The following is a 15,494-nucleotide window of genomic DNA, read 5'->3' as shown; positions in this document are numbered from 1 at the left end:
TCAGAAAGTAATTTCTTCGTATAGTTCTGGTGATTCCGCACTCCACCCAAACCGCTCACAAATCCGCTTCCGCATAACATCGCTCGCCACTAATTCCCCGTGCGTGACATAAACCTTCTCAGGTTTCAGTTTTCCTTGCTCAAGCCACGCCAGAATCTCCTCATAATCTCCATGCGCAGACAGTGAATCCAGATTGAACACATCCGCCCTCACTGGCCAATACTCCCCATGAATCTTTACCGATTCGGCTCCGTTCACCAGGGCGTCGCCCCGCGTGCCCGGCGCCTGAAAGCCCGCAAATACAATGCTGTTGCGTTCGTTCGGCAGTAACGTCTTCAGGTGGTGCAGAACCCGTCCGCCGCTTGCCATGCCGCTGGCTGAGATGATCACACAGGGGTAGCGCACACAGTTAAGCTCTATGGACTCCTCAACCTTTCGGACGAACTTGGTGTTCTGATCGATCAGGTGGCAGTCTTCTGGCGTCAGTTTGTGTTCCTTGTGGTGCCGGCAGAAGATTTCCGTGGCGTGAATCGCCATGGGGCTGTTGAGGAATACCGGCAATCTGGGGATTTTCTCCTCGGTCATCAGTTTGTGCACGACGTACAGAAGCATCTGGGCTCGTCCGACGGCGAAGGCCGGGATGAGGACAATCCCACCCCGGCCGGCGGTTCTTGTGATGATCTCTGTCAGTTCGGCCTCCGGATCTACCTCCCCGTGCTTTCTATCCCCGTAGGTCGATTCGCAAACCAGTATGTCGGCCTTGGCGATAGGTTCCGGTGGGCGCATGATGATGTCGTTCTGGCGCCCCACGTCCCCGCTGAAGACAATCGTTCTGTCCGCTTCCTTGTTATGCACATGCACACAGGATGAGCCCAGGATATGGCCGGCGGGGGTGAAGGTGACCTCCAAGCCTTTTACCGGTTCAAAGGTTTCGTGAAAGTGCAGCGATTCAAAGTATTTCAGCGCTTCACGCGCATCTTTTTCGGTGAATAAGGGTTCCGGATGTTCGTGTTTTGAAAACTTTTTCCGGTAGGCGTATTTTGCGTCTTCTTCTTGCAGGTACCCTGCATCCGGCAACAGAATTTTGCAGAGTTCGTGGGTGCCTTTGGTGCAGTAGATTTTTCCCCGAAAACCGTTCTTCACCAGTGCCGGCAGGTAGCCGGAATGGTCAATGTGGGCATGGGTGAGCACGACCGCATTGATGGTTGAGGGCTCCACAGGAAACTTGGCCCAGTTCCGGCGACGCAGTGTCTTCACGCCCTGATACATGCCGCAGTCCACCAGAAGTCTGTGCTTGTCGTCGGAGAGCAGGTAGCGGGAGCCAGTGACGGTTCCGGTGCCACCGAGGAATTGAAGTTTCATGGTGCCAGCCTCATGCACGGGTGGTTGATAATGTAAGTATCACTGATCATAGTTCATGGCTTATTGATCTGAGGCAGGAGCCTGAAAACATGCAATGCAGCGACATACTGCCCGATGTCATCAGAATCGCCGACGAGGCGAGTGATCGGGTGCTTCGCATCTACGAGTCGGACTTTAAGGTCAACTACAAGGACGACGATTCACCGGTAACCGCCGCAGATCTGGCCAGCCATGACGTGATCGTGAACGGGCTGCGGGCAATCAGCCACGACATTCCGGTTCTGTCTGAGGAGGGGCGAGATATTCCCTGGGAGGAGCGAAAGCAATGGCGGCGTTTCTGGTTGGTAGACCCGATCGATGGCACCCGGGAATTCACCCAACGCAATGGCGAGTTCACGGTCAATATTGCCCTGATTGAGGATGGCCAACCGGTGATGGGCATCGTCACGGCCCCGGCTCTCAAAGAAGCGTTCTGGGGAGTGGTAGGGGAGGGTGCCCATAAACGAGACCGGGCGGGCAAGGTTTACCGAATTCAGGTTGCCGAGCCCAGGGCAAGGCGGCGCGTGGTGGCCAGCAAGAACCACCTGAACGACGAGACCCGAACGTTCATTGAAGCGCTTGGTGATCATGAACTGGTTCAGGCGGGCAGTTCGCTCAAGTTCTGTCGAATCGCCGAAGGCCGGGCCGATATTTACCCCCGTCTTGGCCCGACCAGCGAGTGGGACACCGGGGCGGGGCATGCGGTACTGGCCGCTGCCGGGGGCGAGGTGCGGACCCTGGAGGGTGCGCCGCTGCGCTACGGCAAAGAGGATGTCCTGAATCCCTGGTTTGTGGGCGCTGCGAATTGGTATTTTTAGTGTCGGGACTGGTACCATCTGCGGTCCGAGCTTTGAGCAATCTCACCCAGATGGAGTGGTCATGACCTGGTACGCCATCCAGCACAAGCCGGCTCAGGGCGACCGTGCCCTGCAGCATCTCCAGAATCAGGATATCCACTGTTTCTTCCCGAAGATCGAGGTTGAGAAAATCAGGGCGGGCAAGCGCACCAAAAAGCTCGAGCCTCTCTTCCCGGGTTACCTGTTCGTCAACCTCGAACCCACCGATTCCGTCTGGGGCAAGCTGCGTTCAACCCGCGGCGTTATCCGAGTCGTTGGCTTTGCCAACCGGCCTGCGCCCATTGGGGATGAGGTTATCCAGCACATCAAAGACAGTCTGGATAAGGTCGCTGCGACGGGAGGTATTAAAGAGGGTGAGCCTGTCGAGCTGGATGAAGGGCCGTTCAAAGGTATCCGCGCCATCTTCCAGGCCTATGAAGGTGAGGAGAGGGCGATTGTGCTTATCAGCTTCATGCAGAAGCAGCAGTTGGTCAATGTCCCGGTAGCGTCCATTCGGCGTTGAGACTCTATTCCTGCGTCTTTCCCCCGCATTTAATTCACGTCCTCACCCTTTAACAATTCTTTACGCGTCTAACTGCCTGAATCACCGTGAGGCGAGCAATCGAGGCTTGCCACAAATTACAGAGCCGTTAGAATCCCGCCACCATTCGAAGTATATCCAAATAACCAAAATCACTTGAACGGGACCAAGCTAGGGCATTTTTCATGTCCACGGCCCCGCTTTGCCACTGAAAAACTGATGGACATCATGCCCTCAAAACACTGGACCCTGGTCGGTGGGGCGGTAGCGTGCCTGATCGTATCAGGTTACTCGTCTGCCCCGGCCGCTTCTCCGTGGATCAATCCCGGGGATGCCTATGCAAGATTCAAAGTTCAGCAAGCTGCAGACCGTGGAGAAGTGGAAGCAACGGTAACGACTTGGCCGTTGTCTCGTGCTAACGCGAAAAACGATACGAAGGCTGATGGTAATCCGGATCAGTCGCTGTGGACCGATTTGGCCGGCCCCATCGGGGGTAGCGCAGAGGTTTCCTTCAGTGGCAGCACAAGCCCGGTGATGATTCGTGGTTTCGGCGGAGCCGTCCGGGAAAAAGGCGAATTGGATATTTCGCTTGAGTACGTTGGAGACTCCATAGCGGTGGGCTTCAGTCCATCGTATGTGCCGGACCCGACAGATGATGAAAACCTTCGTCTTGACGGTAGCTACCTGGCTGGCACTTTCAGCAATCTGACGGTTGGTGCAGGCTATATCGATCGCTGGTGGGGGCCGGGATGGCAGTCCAGCATGATCCTTTCCGACAACGCTCGCCCGATCCCTTCCGTCTGGTTGAGCCGGCGTAACACGCAGGCCTCTGAAAGTCCCTGGCTCAGCTGGCTGGGCCCATGGCACTTTACTGTGTTTGCCGGCCAGTTGGAGGAAGAACGTGTCGTTCCAGAAGCCAAATTGATCGGTGTGCGGGTAAATTTCAGACCTCTTGAGGGACTGGAAGTTGGGTTATCCCGGTTGATGCAGTGGGGCGGAGATGGTCGTCCAGAGAGTGGTTCCACCCTCTGGGAGGCAATTATTGGTGACGATAACACTTATGCTGACGACGGGCGGCGTGACCCAGCCAATCAGCTCGCCGGAATTGATGTTCGATATGGGTTCCTGGTCAGAAGATCGACTGTCGGGCTATACGCCCACGTGGTGGGCGATGATGAGGCGGGTTATCTGCCATCGAGGAAGATTTATCAGTTTGGTCTGGATTGGACCACGGCTTTTGGAGGGGCAGAACAGCAATGGTTTTTAGAGGGAGTCGATACCATGACCGAGGGAGGTCTCGGCGGCGAACCAAGGCCTAATTATGCCTACGAGCATCATACCTATAAGTCTGGTTTTCGGTACTTGGGAAGAAATATAGCTTCCACTTTTGATTCTGATGCGCGAGCTCTGACAATTGGTATGTTCCATTTCTTCGATGAGGCGAATTACTGGAATGCAAATATTACCTATGCAGAGCTCAACCGGGATGGGCGCAGTCGTCCTCAAGATTTTCCTCCAAAAGATGTCGATTACTTTGTCCCTGAATCTTCTCAAGACTTGGTCGTTCTTAATTTGAGGTATTTAAAAGCGTTGCCAATTGGTCGCGCAGAGCTCCAAGTTGTAATTAGTACTGATGATATTGAGCTCGAGTATGGAGAACTCGATTCCTTAGCGGCTTCTCTTGGGTGGCATTTGTCTCTTTAAAGACGCAGTTGGTCTGATATTGGCGGGTATTTGTAGTGCTATTAGTTGAACAGAAAGAAAATTTACAAAGCAACGAGAGCGATGAAAGTTTCGCTGAATTTGACATATCGAATAGGCAGCCTGGACAACGTAGATTTTTTCAGTCAGCTGGTTTGCTGAGTTCTGAAGTCATCGGATTGTCCGCTGCTTATTCAGTAGCGACTCAGGTGATTTTTGCGGGGGGATTGTATGATCTTTCTCTTCTGCTGCTATCTGTTTGTTTGTTCGTGATCTTCCAGATCAGGAAAAGTCAATACACTCGCCGAAAGCCATTCTGGGATCAAATTTACCATTTCCTCGAAGTTTGTTTTCTTCTCGCGCTTCTTACTGCTGCTATTCCGAATTTGACGGGGCAGGACAGTTCTAGAGTCTGGGTAATATGGTTGATCGGAAGTATCACTCTACCGGTTGCCAGGTTCTTGGCTATCAAGACAATGGCGTTGCTTGATCTGTGGGAGCGGCCGACGGTGATTGTGGGTGACGGGCCGAACGCCGTTGAAACAGCGAAAGCCCTCATGCAGGACAAGACCCTGGGTTACCGAGTTATTGGTTTTTTATCAGCCGGCCCTTCGAGAGACCCGAAGATTCGAATAGGCAAACGAAACTACCCTGTTGCGCATTTAGGACAGCACCCGGAGAACACGCTTGAGGCTTTGAATTATCCCCACGTGGTGATTGCACTGGAGCGAGGCGGACTCGACCGGATGCAGTACTACTTCGATAAGCTAAATCTTTTCTATCGTCGGCTCTCGGTTGTTCCTGCTCTCAGAGGCGTGCCGCTCTTCGGTATGGATGTCGACAGCTTTTTTAGTCATGAAGTTATGATGCTTAATGTGCGAAATAATCTTCATCGGCCAATGTCTAGGTTAGCAAAGCGGCTATTCGATGTGTTTGGTTCCTTGCTTTTACTGATTGTTTTGGCGCCGGCTTTTTTTGTTTTGTGGTTCTTAGTTAGAAAAACCGGCAAACAGGTGTTTTTTGGCCATGAGCGAATTGGAATGGCTGGTCGGAGCTTCAAGTGTTACAAGTTTCGGTCCATGGTAGTGAACGCTCAAGATGTATTGGAGGAGCTTCTTGAGAATGACCCCGAGGCTCGTGATGAGTGGAATCGAGAGTTCAAGCTAAAAAATGACCCGCGAGTTACTGGGGTGGGCAACTTTCTGCGTAGAACCAGCTTGGATGAATTGCCTCAGCTCTGGAATGTGCTCAAGGGAGATATGAGCCTCGTTGGCCCTCGTCCGGTAGTCGCTGAAGAGATTGAAAAATATGGCGAAAAGACCGGACATTACCTTCTCGCAAAACCGGGTATGACGGGGCTATGGCAAGTTAGCGGCAGAAACGATGTTGATTATGACAGTCGGATCTACCTGGACTCCTGGTATGTGAAGAACTGGTCTCTGTGGAGCGACATCGTCATTCTTTTTCGAACCGTCAGAGTCGTGTTGGGCAGAGACGGGGCCTATTGAGCTCAGTGTGCTTACCATGCGGAACTGCATGTGTTGCAGATTGAAACGCAAGTTTTGTTGCCACTGGTGGATGAATTTCGCATGCTCCCCAGCCTTCAAAAAGATCAACCTAATCAAACTGGACAAATTCGCCTGATGAAACGCCTGGCCGCTGCCCTGGTATTGACGACACTCGGTGGGTGCACCGTTATTCCCGGTGCCCATATTCCCTCTGGCCAATCGTCCTGGTACGAGGGCAAGAATGATCAGAGCTCGGTTGATCTCCAAGAGCAGGTCAACATTTACGCCATTACCCCCCGGTTGCTGTCAGAGCAAAAAACACAGCCCATCCGGCAACCGGTGTTCAACGAGGCGCTGGAAGCCAGCCTGCGGGATTACGATTACGAGGTAAACCGGGGCGATATCCTGAACATCACCGTGTGGGACCATCCGGAATTGACCATCCCTCAGGGTTCAGATCGAAGCCCATCCGATGCCGGCAACTGGGTGCATAACGACGGCACCATCTTCTACCCCTACGTAGGCAGGGTAGAGGTTGCCGGCCTGAAAGTGACTGAAATCCGGGACATCCTGCGGGAGCGACTGGCCGAGTACATCCCCAACCCCCAGGTGGACGTAACGGTGGCTTCATTCCGGTCCAAGCGGGTGTATGTCACCGGTGAGGTGAAACAGCCGGGAACCCAACCGGTCACCAATGTGCCCCTAACGTTGCTAGAAGCGGTCACCCGAGCCGGCGGCCTGACCGAACTGGCGGACTGGACAAGCGTGACCCTGACTCGCGGGGGCGAAACCACCGAGTTTTCCCTGCGAGAGCTCCTGCAGCGGGGCGATACCCGGGAAAACATTCTGCTGCGCCCCAACGACATCGTGCACGTTGCCCGCAACGACGCCGCCAAGGTGTTCGTGCTCGGTGAGGTGGTTGATCCGCAAAGCATCAATTTCGGCCGCAGTGATCTCACCCTGGCCGATGCGCTGGCCGATACCGGCGGGTTTGCCCAGGCGACCGCTGACGCCAGTGGCGTGTTCGTGGTACGCAAGGCAAAGGAAGGCTCCGACAAGATCGCGGACGTTTACCAGCTCAATGCTCGCAACGCGACTGCGCTTGTCCTGGCGGACCAGTTCAAACTGCAGCCCCGGGATATTGTTTACGTGACGGCTGCGCCGATTGCCCGCTGGAACCGCCTGATTGCTCAAATACTTCCCACCGCACAAGCCGTTTACTTCTTTGGCCAGGCGGAAGATGAATTGACGAACTAGCAGTAACCAACGCCATGTTTAAACGCATTCTCGTGATTTGTGTGGGCAACATATGCCGTAGCCCGATGGGCGAGTACCTCCTGAAACACAAGCTGGCGCACAAACCGGACATCGCTATTGAGTCGGCCGGTGTCGGCGCGCTGGTGGGTAAGCCCGCCGACCCCACCTCTGTTGAGGTGCTGCGCGAACATGGCATTGATGCGGGTGGCCATCGGGCAAGGCCGGTTACGGCAGAGATGCTGGCACACGCCGATTTGATTCTTGCCATGGAAGAGAAACACCTCAAACATCTGTACGACATGGCGCCGCAGGTTCGTGGTAAAGCCTTTTTGTTCGGTAAATGGATCGACGATCTGCCCGTGCCAGATCCCTACCGGCAGCAGCGCCCTGCCTTTGATCATGCGTTCAAATTGATTGATCAGGCCTCCGATGCCTGGCTCAAATACCTGGATAAGTAACCCCCATGAGTGACTCCAAGATTACCCATCGTCCGGATGAAGACGAAATTGACCTGCTGGCCCTATTTGGCACTTTGTGGGACAGCCGTTGGCTGATCGCAAGTATTACCTTGGCCTTTACCGTCATTGGCGTCGCCTATGCGCTGTTGGCAACGCCGGTTTACAAAGCCACATCGCTTATTCAGGTAGAGGATGAGCAGGCCTCCATGCCGGGCATGGAGGACATTTCCAGCCTGCTTGGTTCCGCCTCCACCGCGACCACCGAAATCCAGCTCATCAAAAGCCGCGCAGTTCTGGGCAACGTCGTGGACGAACTGGGACTGGATGTTGTGGTGGAACCGAACCATTTCCCGGTCGTTGGCCAGGCCATTGCCCGTCGCTTTGTGGGCTCTGATGGTGAGCTGGCGGAGCCTCTGCTGGGTGAGCAGTACGCCTGGGGTGGTGAAGTATTGGAAGTTTCCCGGCTGGAAGTGCCGGCCATGGAATATGGCGACCCTCTGACGCTGCATGCAACTGATTCCGGCTGGTTGCTGAAAAACAGTAAAGGCGAGCCGGTATTGGAGGGGATTGTTGGCCGTGCCGAAACGTCAGGTGACTACGCCTTGACGGTGAAAGAACTCATGGCGCGCCCAGGCACGACTTTCGAGTTAACAAAACGCCGCCGTTTCAGCGCGATCGCTGAACTGCAGGAAGACATTGGGGCCAGTGAGGTCGGGAAAGATTCGGGCATTATCTCACTAAGCTACCAGCACAACGACTATCAACTGGCTGAACGCGTGCTGAACGAAGTGGGTAACCATTACGTGCGTCAGAATGTTGAGCGCAACAGTGCAGAGGCTGCGAAGTCGCTGGATTTCCTGCGTAAAAAGCTGCCGGAAGTGAAGCATGAACTGGAAACGGCGGAAGAGCGCCTGAATGAGTTCCAGATTCGTGCTGAAACGATTGACATTACGGCCGAAGGCGAAGCCATTCTCGAGCAGGTGGTAGAGCTGGAGAAGCAGATTTCTGAGCTTGAAATCAAGCGAGCGGAAATCGAACAGCGCTTCCGACCGAGCCACCCCCGCTACAAGGCCTGGGCTTCCCAGATGGAGGAGCTGAAAGAGCGCCGTCAGGAGCTGGACAGTCGTATTGGTGGTCTTCCAGAAACCCAGCAGGAACTGGTACGGCTGCGCCGTAATGTGGAGGTCGGCAATGAGATCTATCTGGAGATGCTGTCGAACATTCAGCAATTGGATATTGTTCGTGCAGGAACAGTTGGAAGTGTCCGCGTTGTAGACAAGGCTGCAGTTAATGTTCAGCAGCCTGTAAGCCCCAAAAAGCTTCTGATAATTGCAATTGGCATAATGACGGGAGTTTTATTTAGTACTGCTTTAGTGCTCATCCAATCTTTGTTTAACCGAGGCGTAGAGAGTGCGGATGATATTGAAGCCATTGGAATACCCGTTTATGCCGTTCTTCCGGTTTCTCAGACTCAGGAGGCAATGAGCAAAGAAGCGTTAAAGCGGGGCAGCGAAAACTATCCGCCAAAAGCGCGGTTGTTAGCAACTGAGAACCCTGCTGATTTGGCTATTGAGTCGCTTCGGAGCCTTCGGACCAGTCTGAAATTTGCTGTTACAGAGGCGAAGAAAAACGTATTAATGATTACAGGACCCAGTCCCAGAGTTGGAAAATCCTTTCTTTCTGCGAATCTGGCAGCCGTTTTTGCCCAAACACAGCAAAAAATATTGTTGATAGATGCGGATATGCGGAGAGGATACACCCATAATACTTTGGGAGTGGGCAACGAGAGAGGGTTGACGGATTTTTTGAGCAATCAGGTGCAGTTGGAAACAATCGTTCAACCTACAAATGATGAATATCTCCACTTTATTTCTAGGGGTTCGGTAGCTCCGAACCCTTCAGAACTATTGCAGAGCAAGCGCCTTTCTAAACTCATTGAAGATCTTTCCGAAAAATATGATTGGGTCATTATTGATACTCCACCAATTGGGGCGGTAACTGACTCCGCCATTATAGGTCAACAAGTAGGGTTAACGCTGCTAACTGCAAAATTCGGCGTAAACTCAATTAAGGAAATTGAACTTGCCAAGAAAAAGCTAGAATTTGCTGGTATTTGTATAAATGGTTGTGTTTTGAATGCCGTTAAGAAAAGGCCAATGTTAGCGGGATATGAATACTATTTATACGACTACAAAACCACAGAATCATGATTTTACTATTTTTGGGTCTTCAAAAAGTCATTTTTATAGCTATTGGGCTCCCTGCAGATGGTTTTATTTCGGCTGAAAAATAGGAAAATTTCGTAGAATTTCTTTGGGTAAAAACTACAATGTGGCGCTGTTCGAAGGTTCCATGGAATAAAGCCCATTGGATTCTTTTTTGGTTTTATTCTGTCGTAATTTTAATGGCATACAAATTTCAGGTCATATTTTATATTCTTTGTTCGGAATAACGCATGATCAATTTCTTTATTGTTGGTGCTCCAAAGTGTGGAACCACAAAACTGTATGATTATTTGAGAAAACATCCTGAGGTATTTCTTCCGGAGGAAAAGGAACCACATTTCTTCGCTGATGACTTAGGTAAATACAAATCTCACAAAACCGAAAGAGAGTTTTTAAATATCTACAGGGAACGTAGGTCGAATCAGATTACTGGTGATGCCTCAATATTTCATATGTACTCGTCAGTAGCAATGGGTAATATATATAACCATAATCCCAATGCGAAGATTGTTGTTATTTTAAGAAACCCTGTCGAAGCGGCCCATTCATTTCATTCGCAATTGCTTTATACGCAGGATGAGACGGAACGAGATTTCGAAAGTGCGTGGCGATTAATAGGAAATAGGCAGCATGGAGAGGGTATTCCTAATGTATGCAAAAGTCCAAAAGTTTTGAATTACAGGGAGGTGTTCGCCTACTCCGACCAACTGAAACGAGTGTATAGTTATTTTCCACTGGGGCAGGTTAAAGTTTTCTTTTATGACGATTTAAAGAAAGAAAATGAAAGCGTAACAAGCGAGTTATGCAAATTCCTCGAGATAGAACCTCTAACATCCGATAACGCCATCATCAACCCAAATCAGGTTAATCGATTCCCATGGATTTCACGCATTCTGAGGCACCCTCCTTCATGGCTAAAGACTCTCAAACGCGCGCTCATAGGAAAAGGGCATACTAAATTATACGACGTTATTTTGGACTTAAATACAATAAAGGGTCCTAGGGAACCGATGAAGCCCAGTTTTAAGAGGGAGTTAGAGGTGGAATTTAGAGATGAAATTGTGGAATTGGAGGAACTTCTAGCGCGGGATTTATCTGCATGGAAAATTTAAAGCCAAAAATAATATTTGTCGTGAGAAACTTATCAATTGGCGGAATTAATACTGTTACATCTGAATTAGTGAAAGAAATACAAGTTCAGGGTCTGTATGATGTAATAGTTGTATCGCTTTCCCGAGAAAAACAAGAATACAAAGGTTTTTCTGAGGTGAGGACTGAGTTCTTTTCTTTCCCCATAGACTCCGTATTTGGAAAGTTGGCTAGAGCATTAAATTATTTTTTTCCGTTTCTTGGCAGTTGGATTTTTGGATCATTAAGTCGCGCCCTATTTGTTAGATTTGTATCAAGGCTTGGCAATGTAGAAAAAGTGTTTTTATGCGGGTTTGGGGCTTATTCAAACTTTAACCGGTTTAATGACGGGCGGTTTGTTTTCGTTTCTCATAGTTTGAAGAGTAGGATTATATTTAAAAAATCAAATCTATTGTCAAAGTTAAATTCTATTTGGCTTGAAAACATTTTGTCCGATCGAATGATCGCTGTTTCTCATGGGGTTAAAAAAGATTGGAAGAGAGTTATTGGAAGCGCCGCTGACAATATTGAGGTTATCAATAACCCCGTAAATAAAGAGCGAGTAGAAAGGCTTGCCAAAGTTAAGGTCTTCAAAAATATACCAGAAAAATATTTTCTCCTCTGTGGACGGCTATCGAAAGAAAAAAACTTTGAGTCTATCATAAAAACCTGGGCGGATTCCGGTGTTTCGGAGCAATTGGTAGTTGTTGGAGATGGGCCAGAATATAGTAATCTAAAAACGATAGTCGAGAGGCTTGGTATAAGAAAAAACGTTCATTTTATGGGGTTTCTGGACAACCCCTATCCTTTTATTTGCAAGGCCACCGCCGTAATTATAAATAGTTTTTATGAGGGGTTGCCGACATTGGCGATAGAAGCGCAGTTTCTAAAGACACCTCTGATTATAGGCGAGTGTGGAGGGGCTGCATATGATGTTGTTCAGGAAAAGTACTACTCTGAAATATTTTCTATTAATGATCAAACGAAACTTATGAAAAATATTCAGAGAGCCTCAAATAATATTTACCCAATATTTGAAGTTGATTACGAAAAATTTGATGTGGCTAGCGTCGTAAAAAGATACTTGGATATTTAGATGTTGGTTAATAGGTTAGCCTCTATAGTTTCATTGTTTTTCATATTCCTCACTTTTTTGTCGTTCTCCACAGAGTCGGCTACTGGAAGCATATATTCAAAATATTATTTAATTTGCCTTTTTTTTTGTGTTCTGCTGTTTAGTGTGAGATTTAAAGAAATTTTTTTATATGATTTTGATGTAAAAAATTTTGTTTTTTTTCTTTTGTATTTAATTCCTGCCACACTTTCCTTACAGATATCTTTTAATGACGCTTCATCAATAATTATTACATCAATAATTTCGTATATATATTATTTGAGTGTTAAGGGGCGAGTCGATGATTTGGTGGCGCCGATAAGGATATTTCTGATATTAAACCTTTTAGCATTTTTTGTTCAGGTTTTAAATGTCCTATTTTTTGGCGAGAATACGTATATCCATGGAAAGATATTTTCTTTTTCACGGCAAAGTTATCAGTTGGTGGAGTTAGGCCAATTTTATCGGTTTTCGGGGTATCATCTGGAGCCTGGAGCATATTCGACAATCGTATCTATGGCCTTGATTATATATCGTTTAGTAGTCCAGAGGAATGATTGGATTTTCTTTGCTGCGCTGCTCTCAGTTCCATTAACGTTCTCATTTGTTGGAGTTTTCCTGTTTTTTTGTATCTCTTTGACCTTTTTTAGAGAATACCTGTTCAGCAGGCGAGGTAGTCTTGTTCTGATCCTGGTTCTCCTGCCCATTTTTCTTTTTATTTTTAAGTATCTAGATGTGTTTGGATACCTTGTAGATCGTTTCGAAGGTGGTGCAGAATCTGATAGCTCGACTTCTTATAAATTAAATAATTTACGTTACTTTTTTTCCGGCGATTTTTATAACATTTTTTTCGGTTATGGTTTGGGCACCAATTTTCCTGGATGCTACGAGTGTGGCCATGTTACTGGTAATGGATCATTCTTCTTTGTGGCTTATAGTTTTGGTTTGTTGTTTGCTATATTTAGTTATGGCTTTGTTCTTTTTTTTGCTTTAGGTCAAAAAGGTGGAGTTTTATTTTTTGTGATATTCTCTCTTTCACGATATGGACCCACATTTTTTGTTTATTGGCTGTTTTTGTTTTTGTTTTTTTCCGCTACAAAGTCATATAGGAAATAGTTTATATGAGGGTTTTGTTTTTACAGCCAAAGTCTTATTTTGAGGAGTTAGGAATCGATGTTACTCCAGATATTGACGCGCAGTTTGGTTTTTTAGTTAGTTTAGATGTTTCTCATTTTTTAAAAAAATTTGACCTTGTCGTAAACGCCATCGATCACGATCCAAGCTGTAGAACGTTGTGTGGTTATGCTAGGTCATTAGGCATTCCCGCGATATTCTTGATGGATGGAATTTTTGATCTTGCGAATGCGGAAAAAAATCCTTTCGTGCTTTCCCGTGTCGATGGACTTTTGTCCGAAAATTGTTATACGACTATATTTACGCCCACAAAAAAACATCGTGACTATATTGCCAGTAACTTTGGCAATTCAGTTTTATTCCTGCCCAAGCGTTTGACGTTTGGGTTGGAAGAAGGTCATGAAAAAGCGGTTGATAAATATAAATACCTTATTACCTCGGCGAAGACGGCGTACTTTGATGATACGGAAAGAGACGATTTGGCGAAGATTTTGGTTGATGTTATCGAGTACTTGGATAAGCGAGGGGAAAGTTTTGCGCTTAGGATTTTCGATAATTATTTGTTAAGTAAAATTAACGCGTCTCTGAAACGAAAGCCGGTGAATATCGTGGATGCACCGTTTTCAGATGTTATTGGATGTGTAGATGCAGTCATTTCGCCACCATCCAGTGTTTTGCATACGGCTTCATTGGCGAATAAGAGAGTTTATATTCTTAATTTTCGTAAGGGGTACGAAGATTTTTTGGATTTTGGGCTAAGGTTTTCTAATATTAATGAATTTAAAATGGCTATTAATATTTGCTACCCAGAAACCGAGTGGCATTGTGTCCGTCGCGCTGGCTTGGTTGTCGATGAAGAATTGGTTCTGAGCGCTAAAAGATTGGAGCGTAATGGAACCTTACGTAGGGAAAAATTGGGAAAAAGATCTGTTTTTTTGAATTTTGAATATGCTATTCGTTATTGTTATAGGATTATAAAAGATAGGCTTCCAAGAGTATTTTCATTTGTTAATAGTTTTGTTCGAGTGTTTTATTAATTAAGTGATGTTGTTGTTATTTTTGCTTTGGTTTTATCTATATTTTTTTATTTATTTTTTGTCTTTTGGGGTTGTATAATTGGTTAAAGTTCTTCATGTCACGGAGTCAATGGGCGCTGGTGTGACAACTGCCATTAATAGTTATGTCAAGTCATCTTCATGTTTTGAGCATTATTTGTTTGCTTCTGTTCGAACTTCGGATATTACAGGTGAGGAGGAGGATGCTAATTTTAAAGCTAGTTGCTTTGTTTCAAGAAGTATTTCTGCAATTAAAAATTTTAAAAGGTTTGTAGTTGAAATAAATCCGGATGTTCTTCACGTTCATAGTACTTTTGCGGGATTTTTTGTTAGAATATTTTGCTGGAAGTTGGGCGTCCCAGTAATATATACACCTCATGGTTTTTCATTTCTTCGAGACGATAAGTTTGGACTGTCATATTTATATTTGTTTTTGGAAAGAGTATTGAGTCATAGGACGCATGTGTTAGCTGGATGTAGTAAAGATGAGGCTTCGATTGCAGCTTCACTGAGTCGTAAATGGGATGTGTTTGAGCTTGTAAATATATGTGAGCCAATTGATATCCAAAGTAAACCGGCTCAGAGAAAGGGCAGGCTGCAGGTGGGCATGGTAGGCAGGATTACAAATCAAAAGGGCTATAGGTTTTTTGGTGAAATATCTAAGCGGCTGGCAGATGAGGCGGATTTCGTTTGGCTGGGAGGAGGGGCTCCAGTCGGTGAAAAGTTTCTTCGTAAGTGCGGGGTAAAAGTAACTGGTTGGACTCCACGCTCGGAGGTTCTTAAGGCTTTGTCCAAGCTTGATGTCTATTTTCATAGCGCAGAATGGGATGGATTTCCGGTCTCAGTGTTGGAGGCGGTTGAGGTTAGTCGTCCATTAGTTTTGCGGAATATCGGTCCTTTTTCTTCAGAAGGACTGAATACTGTTACTAATGTTGATGATGCTTATGAAGAGTTTCGCTGTCTAATACGAGGAGAAGAAAGTGCCTGGGCAAGGGCGGATGCTAACCTTAGTTCGATTAGAGAGCGCCACACAAGTGCGAGACTTTCTCGTGAATTGGTTCGTCTATACTCTAGGTTTGGATAATTAATTTTCTTGCATAGAATCCGGTGTTTGTAATTATTTAAGAGGTTTCGTT

The 15,494-nt window shown here is 47.5% G+C and carries 13 protein-coding genes; 12 read left to right on the top strand and 1 reads right to left on the bottom strand.

Features of this window, described 5'->3' with window-relative positions:
- On the bottom strand, nucleotides 1-1,362 hold the full coding sequence (locus K8I84_RS06670) for an MBL fold metallo-hydrolase (protein ID WP_223793960.1): 1,362 nt from the start codon (nucleotides 1,360-1,362) through the stop codon (nucleotides 1-3).
- Nucleotides 1,363-1,451: 89 nt separating this feature from the next.
- On the opposite strand from K8I84_RS06670, the gene cysQ reads away from it, so the two are divergent.
- The 12 genes from cysQ to K8I84_RS06610 all read left to right on the top strand — a co-directional run bounded on the left by cysQ (nucleotide 1,452) and on the right by K8I84_RS06610 (nucleotide 15,442).
- The gene (gene cysQ / locus K8I84_RS06665) at nucleotides 1,452-2,219 is read left to right on the top strand and encodes a 3'(2'),5'-bisphosphate nucleotidase CysQ (RefSeq protein WP_223793959.1); all 768 of its coding nucleotides are present in this window, start codon (nucleotides 1,452-1,454) and stop codon (nucleotides 2,217-2,219) included.
- Between the two features lie 61 nt (nucleotides 2,220-2,280).
- Entirely contained in the window at nucleotides 2,281-2,760 is a 480-nt protein-coding gene (rfaH, locus tag K8I84_RS06660; RefSeq protein WP_223793958.1) for a transcription/translation regulatory transformer protein RfaH, read from the top strand.
- 237 nt (nucleotides 2,761-2,997) lie between these two features.
- On the top strand, nucleotides 2,998-4,482 hold the full coding sequence (locus K8I84_RS06655) for a capsule assembly Wzi family protein (RefSeq protein ID WP_223793957.1): 1,485 nt from the start codon (nucleotides 2,998-3,000) through the stop codon (nucleotides 4,480-4,482).
- Nucleotides 4,483-4,517: 35 nt separating this feature from the next.
- Nucleotides 4,518-5,987 carry an undecaprenyl-phosphate galactose phosphotransferase WbaP gene (wbaP, locus tag K8I84_RS06650; RefSeq protein ID WP_223793956.1) on the top strand — a complete coding sequence of 490 codons (1,470 nt, stop codon included), beginning with the start codon at nucleotides 4,518-4,520 and terminating at the stop codon, nucleotides 5,985-5,987.
- Between the two features lie 135 nt (nucleotides 5,988-6,122).
- Nucleotides 6,123-7,244 carry a polysaccharide export protein gene (locus K8I84_RS06645; protein WP_223793955.1) on the top strand — a complete coding sequence of 374 codons (1,122 nt, stop codon included), beginning with the start codon at nucleotides 6,123-6,125 and terminating at the stop codon, nucleotides 7,242-7,244.
- A 14-nt stretch (nucleotides 7,245-7,258) separates the two neighbouring features.
- A complete protein-coding gene (locus K8I84_RS06640; protein ID WP_223793954.1) occupies nucleotides 7,259-7,702 on the top strand; it encodes a low molecular weight protein-tyrosine-phosphatase in 444 nt (147 codons plus the stop codon).
- Between the two features lie 5 nt (nucleotides 7,703-7,707).
- Nucleotides 7,708-9,912, top strand: a complete 2,205-nt coding sequence (locus tag K8I84_RS06635) for a polysaccharide biosynthesis tyrosine autokinase (protein WP_223793953.1) — start codon at nucleotides 7,708-7,710, stop codon at nucleotides 9,910-9,912.
- Nucleotides 9,913-10,157: 245 nt separating this feature from the next.
- On the top strand, nucleotides 10,158-11,039 hold the full coding sequence (locus K8I84_RS06630; RefSeq protein WP_223793952.1) for a sulfotransferase family protein: 882 nt from the start codon (nucleotides 10,158-10,160) through the stop codon (nucleotides 11,037-11,039).
- The gene (locus tag K8I84_RS06625; RefSeq protein WP_223793951.1) at nucleotides 11,027-12,151 is read left to right on the top strand and encodes a glycosyltransferase; all 1,125 of its coding nucleotides are present in this window, start codon (nucleotides 11,027-11,029) and stop codon (nucleotides 12,149-12,151) included. The genes K8I84_RS06630 and K8I84_RS06625 overlap by 13 nt, the downstream gene beginning before the upstream one ends.
- A 144-nt stretch (nucleotides 12,152-12,295) precedes the next feature.
- Nucleotides 12,296-13,285: a hypothetical protein gene (locus K8I84_RS06620; RefSeq protein WP_223793950.1), complete on the top strand. Its 990-nt coding sequence runs from the start codon at nucleotides 12,296-12,298 to the stop codon at nucleotides 13,283-13,285.
- Nucleotides 13,286-13,290: 5 nt separating this feature from the next.
- The gene (locus K8I84_RS06615) at nucleotides 13,291-14,340 is read left to right on the top strand and encodes a hypothetical protein (RefSeq protein ID WP_223793949.1); all 1,050 of its coding nucleotides are present in this window, start codon (nucleotides 13,291-13,293) and stop codon (nucleotides 14,338-14,340) included.
- A 79-nt stretch (nucleotides 14,341-14,419) separates the two neighbouring features.
- Nucleotides 14,420-15,442, top strand: a complete 1,023-nt coding sequence (locus K8I84_RS06610) for a glycosyltransferase (RefSeq protein WP_223793948.1) — start codon at nucleotides 14,420-14,422, stop codon at nucleotides 15,440-15,442.
- Nucleotides 15,443-15,494 lie beyond the last annotated feature (52 nt).

This window comes from Marinobacter sp. F4216 (genome assembly GCF_019931195.1).
In the GTDB taxonomy this organism is placed as follows: domain Bacteria; phylum Pseudomonadota; class Gammaproteobacteria; order Pseudomonadales; family Oleiphilaceae; genus Marinobacter; species Marinobacter suaedae.
Note: the sequence above shows the minus strand (reverse complement) of the source record. Positions and strands in the feature narration are given on the sequence as shown.